General features: G+C 73.2%; 15 protein-coding genes and 1 tRNA gene. 12 read left to right on the forward strand and 4 right to left on the reverse strand.

The features are described 5' to 3' along the window. The first annotated feature begins 10 nt into the window (after positions 1 to 10). From gltB to ABIE39_RS02935, 6 genes are all read left to right on the forward strand, one after another. Positions 11 to 4,594, forward strand: a complete 4,584-nt coding sequence (gene gltB, locus ABIE39_RS02910) for a glutamate synthase large subunit (RefSeq protein ID WP_175010045.1) — start codon at positions 11 to 13, stop codon at positions 4,592 to 4,594. Beyond that, a complete protein-coding gene (locus tag ABIE39_RS02915) occupies positions 4,587 to 6,053 on the forward strand; it encodes a glutamate synthase subunit beta (RefSeq protein WP_209829232.1) in 1,467 nt (488 codons plus the stop codon). The genes gltB and ABIE39_RS02915 overlap by 8 nt, the downstream gene beginning before the upstream one ends. A gap of 112 nt (positions 6,054 to 6,165) precedes the next feature. Next, positions 6,166 to 7,596 carry a pyruvate kinase gene (gene pyk / locus ABIE39_RS02920; protein WP_144683736.1) on the forward strand — a complete coding sequence of 477 codons (1,431 nt, stop codon included), beginning with the start codon at positions 6,166 to 6,168 and terminating at the stop codon, positions 7,594 to 7,596. 157 nt (positions 7,597 to 7,753) lie between these two features. After that, entirely contained in the window at positions 7,754 to 8,677 is a 924-nt protein-coding gene (locus tag ABIE39_RS02925; protein ID WP_209829231.1) for a nucleotidyltransferase domain-containing protein, read from the forward strand. Then, positions 8,674 to 9,030, forward strand: coding sequence for a hypothetical protein (locus ABIE39_RS02930; RefSeq protein ID WP_186810511.1), 357 nt, complete (start codon positions 8,674 to 8,676; stop codon positions 9,028 to 9,030). Before ABIE39_RS02925 ends, ABIE39_RS02930 begins: the two co-directional genes overlap by 4 nt. Positions 9,031 to 9,191: 161 nt before the next feature. After that, entirely contained in the window at positions 9,192 to 10,016 is an 825-nt protein-coding gene (locus tag ABIE39_RS02935) for an alpha/beta fold hydrolase (protein ID WP_354050368.1), read from the forward strand. 33 nt (positions 10,017 to 10,049) lie between these two features. Here the strand turns inward: ABIE39_RS02935 and ABIE39_RS02940 are convergent. Further along, positions 10,050 to 10,123, reverse strand: a tRNA-Leu gene (locus ABIE39_RS02940). Positions 10,124 to 10,313: 190 nt separating this feature from the next. Between ABIE39_RS02940 and ABIE39_RS02945 the strand changes: the two genes are divergently transcribed. Together ABIE39_RS02945 and ABIE39_RS02950 are read left to right on the forward strand one after the other, a co-directional pair. Continuing rightward, entirely contained in the window at positions 10,314 to 10,934 is a 621-nt protein-coding gene (locus tag ABIE39_RS02945; protein ID WP_228086484.1) for an ANTAR domain-containing response regulator, read from the forward strand. Between the two features lie 229 nt (positions 10,935 to 11,163). Beyond that, entirely contained in the window at positions 11,164 to 11,829 is a 666-nt protein-coding gene (locus ABIE39_RS02950) for a GNAT family N-acetyltransferase (RefSeq protein WP_157837895.1), read from the forward strand. A 36-nt stretch (positions 11,830 to 11,865) separates the two neighbouring features. On the opposite strand, the gene ABIE39_RS02955 is transcribed toward ABIE39_RS02950, so the two are convergent. Beyond that, positions 11,866 to 12,249, reverse strand: coding sequence for a hotdog fold thioesterase (locus ABIE39_RS02955; protein ID WP_108046864.1), 384 nt, complete (start codon positions 12,247 to 12,249; stop codon positions 11,866 to 11,868). A gap of 100 nt (positions 12,250 to 12,349) precedes the next feature. Here ABIE39_RS02955 and polA point away from each other — a divergent pair, with 100 nt between their 5' ends. Further along, on the forward strand, positions 12,350 to 15,055 hold the full coding sequence (gene polA / locus ABIE39_RS02960) for a DNA polymerase I (protein ID WP_354050369.1): 2,706 nt from the start codon (positions 12,350 to 12,352) through the stop codon (positions 15,053 to 15,055). 10 nt (positions 15,056 to 15,065) lie between these two features. Here polA and ABIE39_RS02965 read toward each other — a convergent pair whose 3' ends face one another. Next, entirely contained in the window at positions 15,066 to 15,914 is an 849-nt protein-coding gene (locus ABIE39_RS02965) for a class I SAM-dependent methyltransferase (protein ID WP_354050371.1), read from the reverse strand. 416 nt (positions 15,915 to 16,330) lie between these two features. Here ABIE39_RS02965 and ABIE39_RS02970 point away from each other — a divergent pair, with 416 nt between their 5' ends. After that, complete coding sequence (locus ABIE39_RS02970; protein WP_034651013.1) at positions 16,331 to 17,356, forward strand: 6-phosphofructokinase; 1,026 nt, start codon at positions 16,331 to 16,333, stop codon at positions 17,354 to 17,356. Positions 17,357 to 17,575: 219 nt separating this feature from the next. Beyond that, a complete protein-coding gene (rpsA, locus tag ABIE39_RS02975; protein ID WP_175010037.1) occupies positions 17,576 to 19,060 on the forward strand; it encodes a 30S ribosomal protein S1 in 1,485 nt (494 codons plus the stop codon). A gap of 202 nt (positions 19,061 to 19,262) precedes the next feature. On the opposite strand, the gene ABIE39_RS02980 is transcribed toward rpsA, so the two are convergent. Further along, positions 19,263 to 21,218, reverse strand: a complete 1,956-nt coding sequence (locus tag ABIE39_RS02980; RefSeq protein WP_175010036.1) for an ABC transporter transmembrane domain-containing protein — start codon at positions 21,216 to 21,218, stop codon at positions 19,263 to 19,265. A gap of 152 nt (positions 21,219 to 21,370) precedes the next feature. On the opposite strand from ABIE39_RS02980, the gene ABIE39_RS02985 reads away from it, so the two are divergent. Beyond that, entirely contained in the window at positions 21,371 to 21,904 is a 534-nt protein-coding gene (locus ABIE39_RS02985) for a MarR family transcriptional regulator (RefSeq protein WP_175010035.1), read from the forward strand. Positions 21,905 to 21,964 lie beyond the last annotated feature (60 nt).

Raw genomic sequence — 21,964 nt, forward strand, 5'->3', positions numbered from 1 at the left:
GACGGTGTTGATGACCACGCCGCAGTATCGGGACGCGCACCGGGCACCCGCCCTGTCCGCCCCTCCCACGGCATCCGGTCTGTACGACCCCGCCGCCGAGCACGACGCGTGCGGCGTCGCCTTCGTGGCGACGCTCCGCGGCACGCCCGGACGCGACATCGTGGACGCGGGGCTCACGGCCCTGCTCAACCTGGACCACCGCGGCGCGGTCGGCGCCGAGGAGAACAGCGGTGACGGCGCGGGGATCCTCACGCAGATCCCCGACGCCTTCGTCCGCGACGTGGTCGACGCCGAGCTCCCGCCCGCCGGGCACTACGCCATCGGCATGGCGTTCCTCCCGCAGGACCCCGAGGCGGCCGCGACCACCGCCCGCGCGGTCGAGGCGATCGCCGCCGAGGAGAAGCTCGAGGTCCTCGCCTGGCGCGACGTGCCCGTGACGGCCGACCTCGTCGGCCCGAGCGCCCGAGCGTCGATGCCCCTGTTCCGTCAGGTCGTCGTGGCCGACCCGTCGCGCGAGCTCGCCGGGGTCGACCTCGACCGCCGGACCTACCGCCTGCGCAAGCGGGCGGAGAACGAGCTCGGTCTCTTCTTCGCGTCGCTGTCGGCCCGCACGCTCACCTACAAGGGCATGCTCACGACGGCGCAGCTCGAGCCGTTCTTCCCGGACCTGTCCGACCCGCGGTACGCGAGCGAGATCGCGCTCGTGCACTCGCGGTTCTCGACGAACACGTTCCCGTCCTGGCCGCTCGCGCAGCCGTTCCGGATGATCGCGCACAACGGCGAGATCAACACGGTGCGCGGCAACCGGAACTGGATGGCCGCGCGCGAGGGCACCCTCGCGAGCGACGCCCTCGGCGACCTCGCGCCGCTCCTGCCGGTGTGCTCCGACGGCTCCAGCGACTCGGCGAGCTTCGACGAGGTGCTGGAGCTGCTGCACCTGTCGGGCCGCTCGCTGCCGCACGCCGTGCTCATGATGGTCCCGGAGGCGTGGGAGAACCACGCCGAGATGGACCCGGACCTGCGCGCGTTCTACGAGTACCACTCGACGCTCATGGAGCCGTGGGACGGCCCCGCGTGCCTCAACTTCACCGACGGAACCCTCATCGGCGCGGTCCTCGACCGCAACGGCCTGCGCCCCGGGCGCTACTGGGTCACGGAGGACGGCCTCGTCGTGCTCGCGAGCGAGGCGGGCGTGCTCGACCTCGACCCGGCGACGATCGTCCGCAAGGGCCGCCTCGAGCCGGGCCGCATGTTCCTCGTCGACACCGGCCAGGGCCGGATCATCGAGGACGAGGAGATCAAGTCCCAGCTCGCCGCGCAGCGCCCGTACGCGCGGTGGGTCGCGGAGAACGCGGTCTACCTCGACCAGCTGCCCGAGCGCGAGCACGTCGCGCACAGCCCCGCGTCGGTCGAGCGCCGCCAGCGTGCCTTCGGGTACACGCAGGAGGAGCTCAAGGTCATCCTCACGCCGATGGCCAACACGGGCGCCGAGCCGCTGGGCGCCATGGGCACCGACACGCCCATCGCGGTCCTCGCGAAGCGGCCGCGCCTGCTCTTCGACTACTTCACGCAGATGTTCGCGCAGGTGACGAACCCGCCGCTGGACGCGATCCGCGAGGAGCTCGTCACGTCGATCGGCGGCGCGATCGGCCCCGAGCCGAACCTGCTCGTCGACACCCCGGAGCACGCGCGCAAGCTCATGCTGCCGTTCCCGGTGCTCGACAACGACCAGCTCGCGAAGATCATCCGCGTCGACAAGGACCCGAACCTCGCGGGCGTCTTCCGCGCCGTGACGATCAAGGGCCTGTACCGCGTCGCGGGCGGCGGCGAGTCGCTGCTCGCCCGGCTCGAGGAGATCTTCGCCGAGGTCGACGCGCACGTCGCCGCCGGCGCGAGCTTCATCGTGCTGTCGGACCGCGACTCGGACGCCGAGCACGCGCCGATCCCGTCGCTCCTGCTGTCGAGCGCGGTGCACCACCACCTCCTGCGGCGCCACACGCGCACGCAGGTGTCGCTCGTCGTCGAGGCGGGCGACGTGCGCGAGGTGCACCACGTCGCGCTCCTCATCGGCTACGGCGCGGCCGCGGTGAACCCCTACCTCGCCATGGAGACCGTCGAGGACCTCGCGCGCCGCGGCTACCTCGCGGTCGACCCGGCCAAGGCCGTCGCGAACCTCATCAAGGGCCTCGGCAAGGGCGTCCTCAAGGTCATGAGCAAGATGGGCATCTCGACCATCTCCTCGTACCGCGGCGCCCAGGTCTTCGAGGCCGTGGGCCTGTCGCACGACCTCGTGCAGGCGTTCTTCACGGGCACGACGTCGCGTCTCAGCGGCATCGGCCTCGACGTCGTCGCGGCCGAGGTCGCGGCGCGCCACGTGGACGCCTACCCGCGCTCCGGCAACCACCGGCCGCACGTCCGCCTCACCACGGGCGGCGAGTACCAGTGGCGCCGCGACAGCGAGGAGCACCTGTTCGACCCGGAGACGGTGTTCCGGCTCCAGCACTCGACGCGCGAGCGCCGGTTCGACATCTTCCGCGAGTACACGCACCGCGTGGACGAGCAGTCCTCGCGGCTCATGACCCTGCGCGGCCTCCTCGAGCTCCGCGAGGGCGAGCGCCCCGCGGTCCCGCTCGACGAGGTCGAGCCGGTGAGCGAGATCGTCAAGCGCTTCAACACCGGCGCGATGTCCTACGGCTCCATCTCGGCCGAGGCGCACGAGACCCTCGCGATCGCGATGAACCGCCTCGGCGGCCGGTCGAACACGGGCGAGGGCGGCGAGGACCCGGAGCGCCTGTACGACCCGGAGCGTCGCTCGAAGGTCAAGCAGATCGCGTCGGGGCGCTTCGGCGTCACGAGCGAGTACCTGACGAACGCGGACGACATCCAGATCAAGCTCGCCCAGGGCGCCAAGCCCGGCGAGGGCGGTCAGCTCCCGGGCCACAAGGTGTACCCGTGGGTGGCGAAGACCCGGCACTCGACGCCGGGCGTGGGCCTCATCTCGCCGCCGCCGCACCACGACATCTACTCGATCGAGGACCTCGCGCAGCTCATCCACGACGCGAAGAACGCGAACCCGGCCGCGCGCGTCCACGTCAAGCTCGTCTCCGAGTTCGGCGTCGGCACGGTCGCGACGGGCGTGTCCAAGGCGCACGCGGACGTCGTCCTCATCTCGGGTCACGACGGCGGCACGGGCGCGAGCCCGCTCACGTCGCTCAAGCACGCGGGCACGCCGTGGGAGATCGGCCTCGCCGAGACGCAGCAGACCCTCGTGCTGAACAACCTGCGCGACCGCATCGTCGTGCAGGTCGACGGGCAGATGAAGACCGGGCGCGACGTCGTCGTGGCCGCGCTGCTCGGGGCCGAGGAGTTCGGCTTCGCGACCGCGCCGATGGTCGTCTCGGGCTGCGTCATGATGCGCGTGTGCCACCTGGACACGTGCCCGGTGGGTGTCGCGACGCAGAACCCGGAGCTGCGGGCTCGGTTCACGGGCAAGCCGGAGTTCGTCGTGAACTTCTTCGAGTTCATCGCGGAGGAGGTGCGCGAGTACCTGGCGCGCCTCGGGTTCCGGAGCATCGAGGAGGCGATCGGCCACGTCGAGTACCTCGACACGCGCCAGGCGATCGACCACTGGAAGGCGCAGGGTCTCGACCTCGCGCCCATCCTCGAGAAGCCCGTCCCCGTCGAGGGCGCGTCGCTGCGGAACACCACGACGCAGGACCACGGCCTGGAGAAGGCGCTCGACAACCAGCTCGTCGCGCTGGCCGAGGACGCGCTGGAGCGGCGCGAGCCGGTCCGGATCTCGCTGCCGGTGCGCAACGTCAACCGCACGGTCGGGACGATGCTCGGCCACGAGGTGACCAAGCGCTTCCGCGGCGAGGGCCTGCCGGACGACACGATCGACGTCACCCTCACCGGGTCCGCCGGCCAGTCCCTCGGCGCGTTCCTCCCGCGCGGCGTCACGCTGCGCCTGTTCGGCGACGCGAACGACTACGTCGGCAAGGGCCTGTCGGGCGGCCGGATCGTCGTGCGGCCGGACCGCAACGCGGTCCTCACCGGGTCGAGCAACGTCGTCGCCGGGAACGTCATCGGCTACGGCGCGACGTCGGGCGAGATCTTCCTGCGTGGCCGGGTCGGCGAGCGCTTCGGCGTCCGCAACTCCGGTGCGACGCTCGTCGTCGAGGGCGTGGGCGACCACGGGTGCGAGTACATGACGGGCGGCACGGTCGTCGTGCTCGGCCCGACCGGGCGCAACTTCGGCGCCGGCATGTCCGGTGGCACCGCCTACGTGCTCGACCTGCGCGAGAGCGCCGTGAACACGAGCGCGCTCGCGACCGGCGAGCTCGGGCTGAGCCCGCTCGAGGACGCCGAGGTCGCGCTCGTCGAGCAGCTCGTCCGCCGTCACCACGAGGAGACCGGCTCGCCGCTCGCGGCCGAGCTGCTCGAGGACTTCACCACGGCGGTGCAGCGCTTCACGCGCGTGCTGCCGACCGACTTCGCCCGCATGCGGTCGGCGCTCGAGAAGGCCGAGTCGGCCGGTCTCGACCCGGCCGCGCCGGGCGTGTGGGACCAGATCTTGGAGGTGGCCCGTGGCTGACCCCCGCGGATTCCTGAAGGTGCGGGAGCGCGAGCTCCCGCCCAACCGCCCGGTGGCCGTGCGCCTGCGGGACTGGAAGGACGTGCACGCGCACCTCGAGGAGGGGCAGCCGTTCCTCAAGGAGCAGGCGGGCCGCTGCATGGACTGCGGCATCCCGTTCTGCCACCAGGGCTGCCCGCTCGGGAACCTCATCCCCGAGTGGAACGACCTCGTCTACCGCGAGCAGTGGGCCGACGCGATCGACCGCCTCCACGAGACGAACAACTTCCCGGAGTTCACCGGTCGCGTGTGCCCGGCGCCGTGCGAGTCGAGCTGCGTGCTCGGCATCAACCAGCCGCCGGTGACGATCAAGAACGTCGAGGTCTCGATCATCGACGAGGCGTTCGAGCGCGGGTACGTCACGCCGCAGGTGCCCCAGCGGCTCACGGGCTTCACGGTCGCGGTCGTCGGGTCCGGTCCCGCCGGGCTCGCCGCCGCGCAGCAGCTCACGCGCGCCGGGCACACCGTCGCGGTCTACGAGCGCGACGACGCCGTCGGAGGTCTGCTGCGCTACGGCATCCCCGACTTCAAGCTCGAGAAGCACCACATCGACCGTCGCGTCGCGCAGATGGAGGCCGAGGGCACGCGGTTCCGCCCCGGCGTCGAGATCGGCGTCGACATCACGTGGGACGACCTGCGGGCGCGGTACGACGCCGTCGTGGTCGCGACCGGCGCGACCGTGCCGCGCGACCTGTCGGTGCCGGGGCGCGAGCTGGGCGGCATCCACTACGCGATGGACTTCCTGCACCAGGCGAACGCCGTCGTGGCCGGGCGCGAGGTGCCCGACCAGATCACGGCCACCGGCAAGCACGTCATCGTCATCGGTGGTGGCGACACGGGTTCGGACTGCCTCGGCACCTCGCTGCGCCAGGGCGCGGCGAGCGTCACGACGCTCGCGATCGGCAAGCAGCCGCCGCTCGAGCGGTCCGCGACCCAGCCGTGGCCCACGGACCCGATCGTGTTCGAGGTGTCCTCGTCCCACGAGGAGGGCGGCGAGCGCGAGTTCCTCGCGTCGACCGTCGCGTTCCTCGGCGACGAGAACGGGGCCGTGCGCGCGCTGCGCGTCGCGGAGACCGAGTACCTGCCCGACGGCCGTCGCGTGCCCAAGGAGGGCACCGAGCGCGAGATCCCCGCGGACCTCGTGCTCGTCGCGATGGGCTTCACCGGGCCGGAGACGGCTGCCCTCACGGCCCAGACGGGCGCGGACCTCACGGGACGCGGCCTCGTGGCGCGCGGCGACGACTTCGCGTCGTCGCTGCCCGGGGTCTTCGTGGCCGGCGACGCCGGTCGTGGGCAGTCGTTGATCGTGTGGGCGATCGCCGAGGGGCGGGCGGCGGCGGCATCCGTCGACGCCTACCTTCAGGGAGGGACCGAGCTGCCCGCGCCCGTGCGCGCGAACACCGTGTCCTTGCGCGCTTGACGTGCACCCCGACGTCGGATGTCCGGCGCCGGGACGATGAGCGGGGCATCCTAGGGAGGGGCACCCCGCGACGACCGGCTCCTGGCCGGTCGGAAGACTAGAGGCTGGAGATATGCGCAGAGCAAAGATCGTCTGCACCATCGGACCCGCGACCGAGTCGAAGGAGCAGCTCCGCGCGCTCGTCGACGCGGGCATGGACGTGGCGCGGATCAACCGCAGCCACGGCAGCGCCGAGGAGCACGCGGCCGTCTACCACGGCGTGCGCGAGGCCGCCGCCGAGTCGGGCCGCTCCGTGGCGGTCCTCGTCGACCTCCAGGGGCCGAAGATCCGTCTGGGCCGCTTCGCGGGAGACGAGAAGCACTGGCTCGAGGAGGGTGACACCTTCACGATCACGACCGAGGACGTCGTCGGCACCAAGGAGCTCGTCTCCACGACGCACAAGGGCCTGCCGGGCGACGCCCGCGTCGGTGACCCGATCCTCATCGACGACGGCAAGGTGCTCGTCCGCGTCACCGCCGTCGAGGGCCCGCGCGTCGTCACGCGCGTCGAGGTCGCCGGCCCGGTGTCGAACAACAAGGGCCTGAACCTCCCGGGTGTCGCGGTCTCCGTGCCGGCGCTCTCCGAGAAGGACCAGGACGACCTGCGCTGGGCCCTCAAGCTCGGCGCCGACATCATCGCGCTGTCGTTCGTGCGGTCCGCGAAGGACTTCGAGGACGTCAAGCGGATCATGGACGAGGAGGGCCGCACGGTCCCCGTCGTCGCGAAGATCGAGAAGCCGCAGGCCGTCGAGAACCTCGCCGAGATCGTCGACGCGTTCGACGGCGTCATGGTCGCCCGTGGTGACCTCGCGGTCGAGCTCCCGCTGGAGCAGGTGCCGCTCGTCCAGAAGCGCATCGTCGAGCTCGCGCGTCGCAACGCGAAGCCCGTCATCGTCGCCACCCAGGTGCTCGAGTCCATGACGAACTCGCCGCGCCCGACGCGCGCCGAGGCGTCCGACTGCGCCAACGCCGTCCTCGACGGCGCCGACGCGGTCATGCTCTCGGGCGAGACGAGCGTGGGCGAGTACCCGATCCTCACGGTCCAGACGATGGCCCGGATCATCGAGGCGACGGAGGAGGCGGGCCGCGAGCGCATCGCGCCGCTCGGCTCGACCCCGCACACCCGCGGTGGCGCCATCACGCGCGCTGCGGCCGAGATCGGCGAGATCCTCGGTGCGAAGTACCTCGCGACGTTCACGCAGTCGGGCGACTCGGCGCGCCGCATGTCGCGCCTGCGCTCGTCCATCCCGCTGCTCGCGTTCACGCCGCGCGAGCACGTGCGCAACGTCCTGTCGCTCACGTGGGGCACCCAGACCTACCAGGTGCCCGAGGTGGAGAACACCGACGCGATGGTCGGCCAGGTCGACACGACCCTGCAGGCCAACGGCCTCGCCGAGGTCGGCGACCTCGTGGTCGTCGTCTCCGGCGCCCCCGTGGGCCAGCCGGGCACGACGAACTCGATCCTCGTGCACAAGATCGGCGACCACTCCGACACCCGGAACTGACGTCCGGAGCTCGCACCGGAGCTGACGCCGCGCGCCCGACCCGGGCGCTCGTGCTGCCCGACGGCGGCGCCCCCTGCGCGGGGGCGCCGCCGTCGGTCGTCCTGCGCCTCCGGGAAAGCCCGCGACACGGCCCGCGGCGCACCCCTACCCTCGCGGGATGCGTGCCGTGCCTGCGTCCCTGGACCCCGCGGTCGTGCGTCGGGTCGACGCGCGGCTCGACGCCGTCGTGCGCGACGAGGGCGTGACGGTGCCGCTCGCGGTGGAGAGCGGCAGCCGGGCGTGGGGGTTCCCGTCGCCGGACTCGGACTACGACTGCCGCTTCGTGTACGTGCGGTCCGAGGCCGACTACCTCGACCCCTGGCCGCGGCACGACGTCGTCGAGACGCCGCTCGACGCGGTGCTGGACGTCAACGGGTGGGACCTCGTCAAGGCGGTGCGGCTGCTCGTGCGCGGGAACGCGACGCTGCTGGAGTGGCTGCGCTCGCCGATCGTGTACCGCGGCGACGTCGCGTTCCGGGCGGACCTGCTCGCGCTCGCCGAGCGGGTGGTCCACCGCGACGCCCTGCGGCGGCACTACCTGCACGTCGCGCTCGGCCAGCGGGAGCGCTGGTGGACGGCGCAGGAGGTGCCGCTCAAGAAGCTCTTCTACGTCCTGCGTCCGGCGGCGACGCTGCGCTGGCTGCGCGTGCGACCCGACGCCGTCCCGCCCATGCGCCTCGCGACGCTGCTCGACGAGGGCGAGGCACCGAGCGCGGTGGTGCGGGAGGCGTCCGGGCTCGTCGCGCTCAAGGCGGTCTCGCGCGAGATGGGTGCGGGCCCCGTCCCGGCGGTACTCGGCCGGTTCGTCGACGACGAGCTCGCCGCCGCCTCGGCGGCCACGACGGCGCCGGGGGCCGAGCCTCTGACGGCTCGGTCGGTGGCGGGGGAGCTCTTCCGGTCGGCGGTCGCCCGGTACGGCCCCGGCGGGTCGCGGTCGGCGCCGACGAACGGGCACGGCGTCCGGTCGGCCTCGGTGCCGTCCGACGAGCGGGGGCCTCGCTCGAGCGAGCACGGCAGGTCGGCCCTACCCTCACGTGGGTGACCAGCGAGCAGATCGAGGACGTCGACCAGGACCTGTACGCGGCGGCGAGCGACCCCGACGCCGACGGCGCGGCGGCAGCCGCGCGCGAGGCGACCTTCCGCGCGCTCGTCGCGCGCCGGGACGCGCGCGAGACCGCGGAGGCGGCCGCGAGCGTGTGCGAGCAGGTGCAGCAGGTGGCGGAGGCCGCAGAACGGAGCGCGCAGGACGCGCTGACGTCCGCGACCGTCGCGCGCTCCGCCGCTCTCCTCGGCGACGAGGCGATCGCCCGGCAGGCGGCGCGCGACGCGAGCGCCGCCGCCCGGGAGGCCGCGCGCGAGGCGGTCGTGCTGGACTCGGCACGGCCCGAGCTCTAGACGCCCGTGCTTCCCGCAGGCGGGGCCCGCCGTCCGTCCGTGCCGTCCGGAGTCCCGCGGTGGCGCGCGTCCGCGCCCTCTACAGTGGTGGCCCAGCGCTCGGCGACCGCTCGGTGCTGACCACCCAGCCACCGGTCGACGGTGGGAGAGCGAGGTCTGCCGTGCCCCGAGCGCGTCGGCGTGAGCGCTCGTCGGCGGGCACGTTCCTCCCGGCCCTCCAGGAGCGGTACGACCTGATCGACGGGGTGCGGGTGTACTCCGTCGTGGCGAAGCCGGGCCGGGCGGACCGCCCGGAGGGCCGCCACGTACCCGCCGACGTGGTCCTCGTGCACGGGCTCGCGCTGTCGACGCGATACCTGGAGCCGGGTGTTCGGCGGCTCGGTACGGACCGTCGCACCGCCGCCCTGGACCTGCCGGGCGTCGGCCGCAGCGGCCGCCCGCCGCACCTGCCGTCGATGGCCGAGATGGCGGACGTCGTGGCCCGCTGGATGGACGGGCTCGGCATGACGGGCGCGGACGTCGTCGGGCACTCGTTGGGCTGCCAGATCGTCAGTCATCTCGCGGCGGAGCGGCCCGACCTGGTCCGGCGGGTCGTCCTCGTCGGTCCCTCCCGGGACCCGGAGCACCCCCGGTGGTGGCAGAGCGCGTGGCGCCTGCTCCTCGACGGCCCGCGCGAGAGGTGGTCGCTGCTGCCGATCGCCGTCGTGGACTACCTGCGGGCCGGTCCGGTCGCGGCGGTGCGGGCCCTGAAGCAGGCGCGCCGCGCCGAGGTCAGCCACCTGGTGCAGAGCATCACGCAGCCCGTCCTCGTGCTCGTCGGGGACCGCGACCCGCTCGTCTCGGGGACGTGGGCCCGCCGCCTCGTCGACGCGCTGCCCGACGGGCGGCTCGTCACGGTCCCGGGGGCTCCGCACGGGCTGCCGTACTCCAGCGTCGAGTCGTTCGTCGCGACCACGCGGGACTTCCTCGACCGCGAGGAGCCGTGACGTCGAGCACCGCACGTCCACCGAGATGAGGGGTGCCCCGGGTGGGATTCGAACCCACACTGGATCGGGTTTGAGCCGAACGCCTCTGCCGGTTGGGCTACCGGGGCCGTGCGCGGAGCGGACCTGTCGGTCTCCGCCGCGCGGGCACCATCGAACCACACACGCGTGCCTTCACGAGAATCACACTCCCCGGAGGGTGAAACGCGGGGGCGGCACCCGGTGCGGCGCACTACGATGAGTCCCGTGAGTGACCAGACAGCGCAGCCCGAGGACAAGCAGCCGCTCGACCTGCCCCCGATGATCGAGCCCGAGCCCGCCGCCACCCCCGCCCCGTCGGGTCGTGCCGCGCGCCGCGCCGTCGTCGCGGAGGACGAGGCCCTGATCCGTCTCGACGTCGTCGAGACGCTGCGGGACGCCGGGTTCGACGTCGTCGGCGAGGCCGGCGACGGCGCGACGGCGGTGAAGCTGGCGCTCGAGCTCAAGCCCGACGTCGTGGTCATGGACGTGAAGATGCCCGAGCTCGACGGCATCTCCGCGGCGGAGCAGATCGGCAAGGCGCACGCCGCCCCGGTCGTCCTGCTGACGGCGTTCTCGCAGGCGGAGCTCGTCGAGCGGGCGCGCGACGCGGGCGCCATGGCGTACGTCGTCAAGCCGTTCACGCCGGCGGACCTGCTGCCCGCGGTCGAGATCGCGATCTCGCGCTACTCGCAGATCACGGCCCTCGAGTCCGAGGTGGCCGACCTCGCGGAGCGCTTCGAGACGCGCAAGCGCGTCGACCGCGCGAAGGGCCTGCTCATGACCAAGATGGGCCTGTCGGAGCCGGAGTCGTTCCGCTGGATCCAGAAGACGTCGATGGACCGCCGCCTCACGATGCGCGAGGTCGCGGACGCCGTCATCGAGCAGGTCGGCGGCGCCTGAGCCGCCGGCCGCGCCCGGTGCGCCGCGCGGGGTCCTGATCAGGACCTTTGTCACGGGGCTCCGGGCGGGCTATCGTCTTGGACTGGCGTCCAGCAGTTCCGGGGCGGTGAACACGGTCGCCACGTAGTGCTCAGTCGACGGCCGACGGTGCTGTCCGAGCGACGTGGACCTTTTCACGCCCCACGTCCCTCGGTGCCGCCGGTCCACGGTGCGAACGAGGAGGAGCGCAGTGCGCCCAGCAGTGGAGGTCAGGCCCGCGGTCGGCGACGACCTGCCGGGGATCGCTGTGCTGTGCTCGGAGGCACGCCGCGAGTCGGCGTCCGGGGCGCAGATCTGCGCACCCGACGAGGACCGCCTGGTCCGGCACCTGTCGGTGCTGCTCACCCTGCCCGGCGGCAACGTGCTCGTCGCCCTGCACGACGGCCGCCCCGTCGGGTTCGTCCTGGCCCGCGTGCTCGACCCGCACCTGTTCGCGGACGAACCGAGCCTGTACGTCGAGGCGGTGTACGTGGGGGAGGACGCCCGGCGCCGCGGGGTGGGCCACGCGCTCCTCAGCGCGACGGCCGAGCTCGCCGCGTCGTCCGGCGCGACGCACGTCTACTCCGTGCCGATCCCCGGTTCCCGTGGGGTGCAGCGCTTCCTCGCGCGGCTGGGCTTCGGCCCGGTGGCCGGGCACCGCGTCGTCTCGACGGCGGTCCTGCAGCGCCGGCTCGCGGCCGACCTCACCCCCGCCCGCCGGGGCACGCGCTCGCTCGAGGACCTCATCGCGCGCCGTCGGCGCGCCCGCACCGAGACCATGTCCGGGCCGGTCGACCTGCGCGAGTTCCAGGCCGAGTACAACCGCCGCGCGGGCGTGGTGACGCCGGCCGACACGCGCGAGACCCTGCCCGGCTGAGCCTGGCGCCCGCGTCCTGCGGCCGGCGTCGCCCGGTCAGCCCTGCGCGAGGATCAGGCACGTGAGGCGCGCCGTGCACACGCGGCGACCCTCGTCGTCGGACACGACGATCTCGTAGCTTGCCGTCGTGCGTCCGCGGTGCACCGCCACCGCCTCGCCGTGCACCCAGCCGTCGCGCACCCCCCGGTGGTGCGTCGCGTTCACCTCGATGCCCACGGCCGCGCGGCCGGGCCCCCCGTGCAGCTGCGCGGCGATGGACCCCAGCGTCTCGGCGAGGACGACGGACGCACCCCCGTGCAGCAGCCCCGCGGGCTGCGTGTTGCCCGCCACGGGCATGCGGGCCGTGACACGGTCGGCCCCCACCTCGCCCAGCTCGATGCCCATGCGCTCGATGAGCGTCCCCTCGGTGCGCAGGCCCATCGCCTCGTAGGCGTGGCGCGGGGTGTCGGGTGTCGACGGGGTGGCGGGGGACGGCGTCCCGGTCGGGGCGGCGTTCTGGTCGGAGCCGTGCGTGTGGGTCATGGGCGATAGGTTGGCACCCGTGACGACCTCCGCGCGACCTCGCCTCCTGCTCATCGACGGACACTCCATGGCCTACCGCGCGTTCTTCGCGCTCCCGGCGGAGAACTTCTCGACGACCACGGGGCAGCACACGAACGCGGTCTACGGGTTCACCTCGATGCTCATCAACCTCCTGCGGGACGAGGAGCCCACGCACGTCGCCGTCGCGTTCGACGCCGGGCGCCAGTCCTTCCGCACCGAGATCCTGCCCAGCTACAAGGGCACACGGGAGTCCACGCCCGAGCCGTTCCGGGGCCAGGTGCCGCTCATCAAGGAGATCCTGGAGACGCTGCACATCCCCACGCTCGAGCGCGAGGGCTACGAGGCCGACGACATCTTCGCCACCCTGGCGACGCAGGGCGCCGCCGCCGGGATGGAGGTGCTCGTCTGCTCGGGGGACCGGGACTCGTTCCAGCTCGTCGGCCCGGACGTCACGGTGCTCTACCCGAAGAAGGGCGTCTCGGAGCTCGCGCGCATGGACAGCGCCGCCGTCGTCGAGAAGTACGGCGTGCCGCCCGAGCGCTACCCGGACCTCGCCGCCCTCGTCGGCGAGACGTCCGACAACCTGCCGGGCATCCCCGGCGTCGGCCCCAAGACGGCCGCCAAGTGGATCACGGCGTACGGCGACCTGGACGGCCTGCTGGACCACGCGGACGAGATCAAGGGCAAGGCGGGGGAGAACCTCCGGGCGCACCTCGACCAGGTCCGCCTCAACCGACAGCTCAACGCGCTCCTGCTCGACCTCGAGCTGCCCGTCGGCCCCGACGACCTCGCGACCCGTCCCTGGGACCGCGAGGCCGCCCACCGCGTGCTCGACGCCCTCGAGTTCCGCGCCCTGCGCGACCGGCTCTTCGCGATCGCCCCCGAGGGCGAGGTCGAGGCCGAGGCGGGGTTCGACGTCGCGCTCGCCACCGTCCTGCCGGGGGGCCTGGGCGCCTGGCTGACCGAGCACGGCGCGCGCCCGCTCGGCGTCGAGGTGGCCGGCAAGGCCGTTCCGGGCGGCGGGGACGCCTGGGGCCTCGCGGTGTCCGACGACGCGGGGGCGGCCGTCGCGCTCGAGCTCGCCGACGTGGCGGGCGCCGACGACGAGGCGCTCGCCGCGTGGCTCGCCGACCCGGAGCGGCCCAAGGTCGTGCACGGTGCGAAGTCGGCCTGGCACGAGCTCGCGGCGCGGGGCTACGACCTCGCCGGCGTCACGTTCGACACGGAGCTCGCCGCGTACCTGTGCCACCCCGACCAGCGCGGCTACGACCTGGGCGACCTCGTCGTGCGGCACCTGCACCGTGAGCTGCGCCCGGACACCGAGGCCGGCAACGACGCCCAGGGCGCGCTCGACCTCTCGCTCGACGGCAGCGGCGAGCAGGAGCGGGACGCGGTGCGTGCCCTCGCCGTCGCCCAGCTCGGCGAGGTCCTCGCGGGGGAGCTCGAGGACCGGGGGGCCACGACGCTCCTCGCCGACCTCGAGCTGCCGCTGTCCCAGGTGCTCGTGCGCATGGAGCAGCGTGGGATCGCGGCGGACGTCACGTACCTGCGCGAGCTCGAGCAGCACTTCGGCGACCTCGTCGCGACGGCCGCGTCGGAGGCGTACGCCGTCATCGGGCGCGAGGTGAACCTGGGCTCTCCCAAGCAGCTCCAGGAGGTGCTGTTCGACCAGCTGGGGATGCCCAAGACGAAGAAGATCAAGACGGGCTACACGACCGACGCGTCAGCGCTCGCGGACCTCTTCGTCAAGACGCAGCACCCGTTCCTCGAGCACCTGCTCGCGCACCGCGACGCCTCGCGGCTGCGCCAGACGGTCGAGGGGCTGCTGAAGTCCGTCGCCGACGACGGCCGCATCCACACGACGTTCCAGCAGACGATCGCGGCGACGGGCCGGCTCAGCTCGACCGACCCCAACCTGCAGAACATCCCGATCCGCACCGAGGCAGGCCGGCGCATCCGGCGTGCGTTCGTCGTCGGCGAGGGCTACGAGACCCTCATGACGGCTGACTACAGCCAGATCGAGATGCGCATCATGGCGCACCTCTCGGGCGACGAGGGCCTCATCGAGGCGTTCCGGTCCGGGGAGGACCTGCACTCCTACGTCGGGTCGCGCGTGTTCGAGGTCCCGGCGGCCGAGGTCACGCCCGCGATGCGCTCGAAGATCAAGGCGATGTCGTACGGCCTCGCGTACGGGCTGTCGGCGTTCGGGCTCTCGCAGCAGCTCACCATCGAGGTGGGCGAGGCCCAGAAGCTCATGGACGACTACTTCGAGCGCTTCGGCGGCGTGCGCGACTACCTCACGGGCGTCGTCGACGAGGCGCGGGCCACGGGCTACACGGCGACCATCCTCGGGCGCCGCCGGTACCTGCCCGACCTCACGAGCGACAACCGGCAGCGCCGCCAGATGGCGGAGCGCATGGCCCTCAACGCGCCCATCCAGGGCAGCGCGGCCGACATCATCAAGGTCGCGATGCTCAACGTGCAGCGCGCGATCGACGAGCGCGGGCTCCGGTCGCGGCTGCTCCTCCAGGTGCACGACGAGCTCGTGGTCGAGGTGGCTCCGGGCGAGCGCGACGCGGTCGAGGAGGTGCTGCGCACGCAGATGGGCGCGGCCGCCGAGCTGGACGTGCCGCTCGACGTCTCGGTCGGCGTCGGGGCCACGTGGCACGAGGCGGGCCACTGATCCAGGCGACTCAGCCCGGGAGGCGCGTGCGGAAGATCGCCGTCCCGGGCAGGTAGGCGCCGCGCACCGGGCCCCAGCCGCCCCACACCTCGGAGTTTTCGGCGGGCCACTCGGGCTCGACGACGTCGCGCAGCTCCAGCCCGGCGGCGACGACCTCGCGCACGTGGTCGCCCAGGGTGCGGTGGTACTCGGCGTAGACGACCCGGCCGGCGGCGTCGGTCTCGACGTAGGGCCTGCGGTCGAAGTAGGAGCGGTTCGCGGTCAGCCCGTGCTCGCTCGGGTCGTCGGGGAACGCCCACCGGGTCGGGTGTGTCACCGAGAACGTCCACGTGCCGCCGGGCCGCAGCACGCGCGCGACCTCGCGGTGGACGGCCGCCGCGTCGGGCACGAACGGGATCGCGCCGAACGACGTGAACGCCGCGTCGAACGTGGCGTCGGCGAACGGGAGCCGGCGCGCGTCGGCCTGGACGACCGGGACGCGCACGCCCGTCGCCCGGTCCAGGGCCGCCCCCGCGGCGAGCATGCCGGCGGACACGTCCGTCGCGACGACCTTCGCCCCCTGCGTCACGAGCCAGCGCGAGCACTGCGCCGCGCCCGCGCCGACCTCGAGAACGCGGCGCCCGGCGACGTCGCCGAGCAGCCGCGCGTCGCGCTCCCGCAGGCCCTCCGGGCACCAGCAGAAGTCCGCCGCGCCGAGGAAGGACCCGTGCTCGTCGAGGTACTCCTGCGCGTTCGCGTCCCACCACTCTCGGCCGGCACGTCCGCCCTCGGACGCGGGCACGTCGCGGTAGCCGGCGTCGGCGGTCGGCCCGGGCGGGATGGCCGCGGAGGGCGGCACGGACGAGGAGGACGCGCTCATGCGCCCATTCTCCCGGTCCACCGCGATGCCGCCCGGCACCTCGACGACCACGTCGCCCACCGACGCCGCTGACCGCCGTCGCCCACCGACGCTGCCGACCGCCGTCGCCCACCGACGCTGCCGACCGCCGTCGGCCACCGCCGCCACCGCCCACCGCAGCCGCCCACCGCCGTCGGCCTCACGTCGGCGTCCTTGCGGGCGGGAACGGGCCGGCGACCGAACACGGGGCGCCCGCCGCACGGCCCGTCCGGTCGGGACCTTGGTCGTCGGCGTGCCCGCGGACCGGGACGGGCGGTGACCTGTCGCGCGGGGGTGGCTAGGGTTGAGGGTGACGCGGTGCCGCGGAGGTCGGCACCTCCGTCGACGCCCGGCATGCGCGCGAGGACGCGCGACGCGACGACGAGACGGAGGAACAGGTGCGCATCGGACTTCTCACCGGCGGGGGCGACTGCCCCGGCCTGAACGCGGCGATCCGGGCCGTGGTCAAGCAGGGGACGGGGGAGTACGGGCACACCATCATCGGCTTCCGCAACGGCTGGCGCGGCGTCGTCGACGGCGACGTGCACCCGCTCGGCCGCCAGGACATCCGGAACGTCCTACCCGTGGGCGGCACGCTGCTCGGCACGGCGCGGTTCCACCCGCGCGAGGAGGACGGCAGCATGGACGCCGTGCTCGCGACCGTCGAGGCAGAGCACCTCGACGCGCTGATCTGCATCGGCGGCGACGGCACGCTGCACGCGGCGAGCCGCGTCGCGGAGGCGGGCGTGAAGATCGTCGCCATCCCCAAGACGATCGACAACGACGTCGAGGGCACGGACCTGTCGATCGGGTTCCACACCGCCGTGAACATCGCGACGGAGGCGCTGGACCGCGTGCACACGACGGCGGAGAGCCACAACCGCGTCATGGTGGTCGAGGTCATGGGGCGCCACGCCGGCTGGATCGCGGTCAACGCGGGCATCGCCGGCGGCGCGGAGGTCGTGCTCGCGCCGGAGCAGCCGTTCGACATCGACCAGGTCGTGAAGTTCCTCCGGCACCGGCACCGCGCCCACGCGAACTTCTCGATCGTCGTCGTGGCCGAGGGCGCCGTGCCGCGCGAGGGGTCGTCGATGGAGTTCACGCAGCAGCTCGGCCGGTTCGGCGAGATCGTCGCCGGGTCCATCGGGGAGCGCGTGAGCGCCGAGATCGCGGAGCGCACCGGGTTCGACACCCGGCTCACGGTGCTCGGGCACGTGCAGCGCGGCGGAGAGCCGACGCCGACCGACCGGATCCTCGGCAGCCGCTTCGGCGTCGCGGCCGTGGACGCCGTGAGCGCGGGGACGTCGGGCGTCATGACGGCGCTGCGGGGCGAGCGCGTCGAGCTCGTGCCGCTGGCGGAGGTCGCGGGCCGCCCCAAGCGGGTCCCGGAAGAGCTGCTGCGCGTCGCGCGCGTGCTCGCGTGACGCGGAACCGGTAGCCGGGACGCCCCGGCGGGGGGCGCGAGACCGCGTTGACCGCCGGGGTGACACCCGGATAAGGTGGACGGCGGTGCGCTGCGCCCGCCTTCATCCCGAGCCACGACGTCGACCACGGCGTCGGAGCGTCCGGGGGCGTCGGTGGGAGACGCGCCGAGAAACCCTACCCGCTCGACTACACCTGTCCGCATCGGAGCATCGAACTCAATGACCATCTCTACCCCCGCGAAGTCCGCACCCCAGGTTGCCGTCAACGACATCGGCACCGAGGAGGACTTCCTCGCCGCCGTTGACGCGACCATCAAGTACTTCAACGACGGCGACATCGTCGAAGGCACGATCGTCAAGGTGGACCGCGACGAGGTCCTCCTCGACATCGGCTACAAGACCGAGGGCGTCATCCCCTCCCGCGAGCTGTCCATCAAGCACGACGTGGACCCCGGTGAGGTCGTCAACGTCGGCGACGCGGTCGAGGCCCTCGTCCTCCAGAAGGAGGACAAGGAAGGCCGTCTGATCCTGTCCAAGAAGCGCGCCCAGTACGAGCGCGCCTGGGGCACGATCGAGAAGATCAAGGAGGAGGACGGCGTCGTCACCGGCACCGTCATCGAGGTCGTCAAGGGTGGTCTCATCCTCGACATCGGCCTCCGTGGCTTCCTCCCGGCCTCCCTGGTGGAGATGCGTCGCGTCCGCGACCTCCAGCCGTACGTCGGCAAGGAGATCGAGGCGAAGATCATCGAGCTCGACAAGAACCGCAACAACGTCGTCCTCTCGCGCCGTGCCTGGCTCGAGCAGACGCAGTCCGAGGTCCGCTCCACCTTCCTGCAGACGCTGCAGAAGGGTCAGGTGCGCCCCGGTGTCGTCTCCTCGATCGTCAACTTCGGTGCGTTCGTGGACCTCGGCGGTGTCGACGGTCTCGTGCACGTCTCCGAGCTGTCCTGGAAGCACATCGACCACCCGTCCGAGGTCGTCGAGGTCGGCCAGGAGGTCACGGTCGAGGTCCTGGACGTCGACTTCGACCGCGAGCGCGTCTCGCTGTCGCTGAAGGCGACGCAGGAGGACCCGTGGCAGACGTTCGCTCGGACCCACGCGATCGGTCAGGTCGTGCCGGGCAAGGTCACCAAGCTCGTCCCGTTCGGTGCGTTCGTGCGCGTCGAGGACGGCATCGAGGGCCTCGTGCACATCTCGGAGCTGGCCGTGCGCCACGTCGAGCTGCCGGAGCAGGTCGTCAACGTCGGTGACGAGGTCTTCGTCAAGGTCATCGACATCGACCTCGAGCGCCGCCGCATCTCGCTGTCGCTCAAGCAGGCCAACGAGGGCGTGGACCCGGAGTCGGACGACTTCGACCCCGCGCTCTACGGCATGGCCGCCGAGTACGACGAGCAGGGGAACTACAAGTACCCCGAGGGCTTCGACCCGGAGACCAACGAGTGGCTCGAGGGCTTCGAGGCGCAGCGCGAGGCGTGGGAGGCGGAGTACGCCAAGGCGCACGAGCGCTGGGAGGCGCACCGCAAGCAGGTCGCGGAGGCCGTCAAGGCCGACTACGACGCCGCGTCGGGCGAGAGCACGAGCTCCTCGAGCTCGTCGTCGTCCTCCAGCACGTCCTACTCGTCGGCCCCGGCCGCCGAGGCGACGGGCACGCTCGCGTCGGACGAGGCGCTCGCCGCGCTCCGCGAGAAGCTCACGGGCAACTGACCCGGCCGGCGGCCCCGCGCGGGACGCCACGCTGAGCAGACGAAGGCCCGCCACCCCTCGGGGTGGCGGGCCTTCGCCATGTCCGCACGCACGCACCCTGGCACCCACGGCGCCGACCAGGTGGTTCCGGTCCGTCAGCGGCCGCGGACGAGCCGGGACCGCCTGGTCGACGAGCTGGGACCGCCTGGTCGGCGGTGGGCGGTCAGGCTGTTGCCGTCGCCGGCTCGGGGGCCGGGACGGTGGCCGGGTCGGTGCCCGACGGCGCGGGCGAGTCGGCGAACTGCGTCCGGTAGAGCGTGGCGTAGCGTCCGCCACGCGCCAGGAGCTCGGTGTGCGTGCCCGTCTCGACGACGCGGCCGGCGTCGAGCACGACGATGAGGTCGGCCTCGCGGACGGTCGAGAGCCGGTGGGCGATGACGAGCGAGGTCCGCCCGCGCAGCGCCTCGGCGAGCGCGGCCTGGACCGCCGCCTCGGAGTCCGAGTCGAGGTGCGCCGTCGCCTCGTCGAGGACGACGAGCTGCGGGGCCTTGAGGAACACCCGCGCGATCGCGAGGCGCTGCCGCTCGCCGCCGGACATCCGGTAGCCGCGGTCGCCCACGACGGTGTCCATGCCGGACGGCAGCGCGGCGACGACGTCCCACACGTGCGCACGGCGCAGCGCGGACTCGAGCTCGGCGTCCGTCGCGTCGGGCTTGGCGTACCGCAGGTTCTCCGCGATCGAGTCGTGGAAGAGGTGCGCCTCCTGCGTGACGACGCCGACGGCGTCGTGCAGGCTCTCCTGCGTGACGTCGCGCAGGTCGCGACCGGCGATCCGCACGTGGCCGGCGCTCGGGTCGTACATGCGCGTCACGAGCTGCGACACGGTGGTCTTGCCCGCGCCGGACGACCCGACGAGCGCGACCATCGCGCCCGCGGGCACGGAGAACGAGACGTCGTGGAGCGTGTCGGTCGTCGGGTCGGTGCCCTCCACCGCCACGGACTCGAGCGAGGCGAGGGAGACCTCGGCCGCGCTCGGGTAGCGGAAGGTCACGCCGTCGAGCTCGAGGCTCGCGCCCTCGCGTGCGACGTCCGCGGCGAGGTCGTCGGCGTCGGGGGCGTCCGTCACGGTGGGCTCGAGGTCGAGCACCTCGAGCACGCGCTCGAAGCTGACGAGCGCAGTCATGACGTCGACCTGGACGTTCGACATGGCCGTGAGGGGGCCGTAGAGACGGCCCAGGTAGGCGGTCAGCGCGACGACGGTGCCGACGGTGAGCGAGCCCGAGATGGCCATGACGCCACCGAGGCCGTAGACGATCGCGACGGCGACGGACGCGACGACGGTCAGCCCGACGCGGAACACGGTCCCGTACATGGCCTGGCGCACCCCGATGTCGCGGACCCGGCGCGCCTGGGCGGCGAACCGGGACGACTCGCGGTCCGGGTCGCCGAACACCTTGACGAGGTGGGCGCCCGCCACGTTGAAGCGCTCGTTCATCGTCTGCGCCGCCTCGGCGTTGAGCTCGTAGCTCTCGCGCGTGATCGCGGCGAGGCGCTTGCCGACCCAGCGGGCGGGCAGGACGAAGGCGGGCAGGAGGGTGAGCGCGAGGAGCGTGAGCTGCCACGACATCGAGAGCATCGCGGCGAGCACGAACACGACGGTGAGCAGGTTGGAGAACACGTTCGACAGGGTCGACGTGAACGCCTGCTGCGCGCCGAGGACGTCGCCGTTGAGACGCTGGACGAGCGCACCGGTGCGCGTCCGGCTGAAGAAGGCGAGCGGCATGCGCTGGACGTGGTCGAAGACGGCGGTGCGCAGGTCGACGATGAGCCCTTCGCCGATGCGCGAGGAGAACCAGCGCTGCGCGACGCCGAGCGCGCCGGAGAGCACGGCGAGACCGGCCGCGACGGCCGAGAGGGCGACGACGAGGCCGACGTCCCCGGCGGTGATGCCGTCGTCGATGATGCGCCGGAAGAGCAGCGGGGTGACCGCTCCCGCGGCGGCGTCGACGGAGATGAGCACGAGGAACGCGGCGAGCTGGCGCCGGTAGGGCCGGGCGAACGCGAGCACCCGGCGGATCGTGCCGCGGTGCAGCCGCCGGGAGGTGACGGAGGAGTCCTGGCGGAAGGAGCGCATGCCGCGCGGGCCGCCGTGGCCGGGGAGGGGTGAGGGGAAGGACATGAGGCCTCCTGGGTGGGGGAGGGGCGCGTCGTCCGCGGCGGCGGTGGCCGTCCGGCGGGCGCGGTCCGAGGATCGCTCGCGCGATTCGATAGTGAGTCTAACTCACAATGAGCCGATACCACAAGTGAGCCCGGTTTCGGTACGCTCGCCTCGTGACGACCGACCCGAGCCAGCCTGCCACGCCGGGCGTACCTCCGGGCGGCCAGGCCGCCTCCACCGACGAGGCGGGGGAGTTCCTCGCGCTCCTGCACGCCGCGCTGCGCAGCGTGCGCCGCGAGGCGAGCGAGCGGCTCGAGCCCGCGGGGACGACGCCCGGCCAGTTCCGGATGCTGCGCTTCCTCTCCCGCTGCGACGGACCGTGCCGGCTCGGCGCGGTGGCGTCGGCCCTCGACGTCGCGCCGCGCTCGGTCACCTCGAAGGTCGACGACGCCGAGCGGGCCGGTCTCGTGCGTCGCACCCCCGACCCGCAGGACCGGCGCGCGACGCTCGTCGAGCTCACACCGCGTGGGCGTGAGGTCGTCGAGCAGGTCGGGGCGGAGCGCTCCTCGAGCGCGGGCACCCTGCTGGCCCGCCTGGACGCGCACGAGCGTGCCGAGCTGCTCCGGCTCCTGCGCGCCGTCGCGGGCGAGCGGCCCGGCGGCGACGCCAGCCCCGAGCAGTCCACGGGAGCCAGGTCCCGCGGCTGAGCGTCCCGCGGTGACCGGCGCGTGCCCCGGCGCGGTGCCGTGCGCCGGCTGGCAGGATGG

Origin of the sequence: Cellulosimicrobium sp. 4261, assembly GCF_040546915.1 — a bacterium.
GTDB lineage: Bacteria > Actinomycetota > Actinomycetes > Actinomycetales > Cellulomonadaceae > Cellulosimicrobium > Cellulosimicrobium cinnabarinum.

Coding starts and splice junctions, on each gene's coding strand:
- pyk (WP_144683736.1), top strand. CDS start 6,166: ATGCGCAGAGCAAAGATCGTCTGCACCATCGGACCCGCGACCGAGTCG.
- rpsA (WP_175010037.1), top strand. CDS start 17,576: ATGACCATCTCTACCCCCGCGAAGTCCGCACCCCAGGTTGCCGTCAAC.
- ABIE39_RS02955 (WP_108046864.1), bottom strand. CDS start 12,249: ATGGGCCTGCGCACCGAGGGGACGCTCATCGAGCGCATGGGCATCGAG.
- gltB (WP_175010045.1), top strand. CDS start 11: ATGACCACGCCGCAGTATCGGGACGCGCACCGGGCACCCGCCCTGTCC.
- ABIE39_RS02980 (WP_175010036.1), bottom strand. CDS start 21,218: ATGTCCTTCCCCTCACCCCTCCCCGGCCACGGCGGCCCGCGCGGCATG.
- polA (WP_354050369.1), top strand. CDS start 12,350: ATGGGCGATAGGTTGGCACCCGTGACGACCTCCGCGCGACCTCGCCTC.
- ABIE39_RS02945 (WP_228086484.1), top strand. CDS start 10,314: ATGATCGAGCCCGAGCCCGCCGCCACCCCCGCCCCGTCGGGTCGTGCC.
- ABIE39_RS02965 (WP_354050371.1), bottom strand. CDS start 15,914: ATGAGCGCGTCCTCCTCGTCCGTGCCGCCCTCCGCGGCCATCCCGCCC.
- ABIE39_RS02925 (WP_209829231.1), top strand. CDS start 7,754: ATGCGTGCCGTGCCTGCGTCCCTGGACCCCGCGGTCGTGCGTCGGGTC.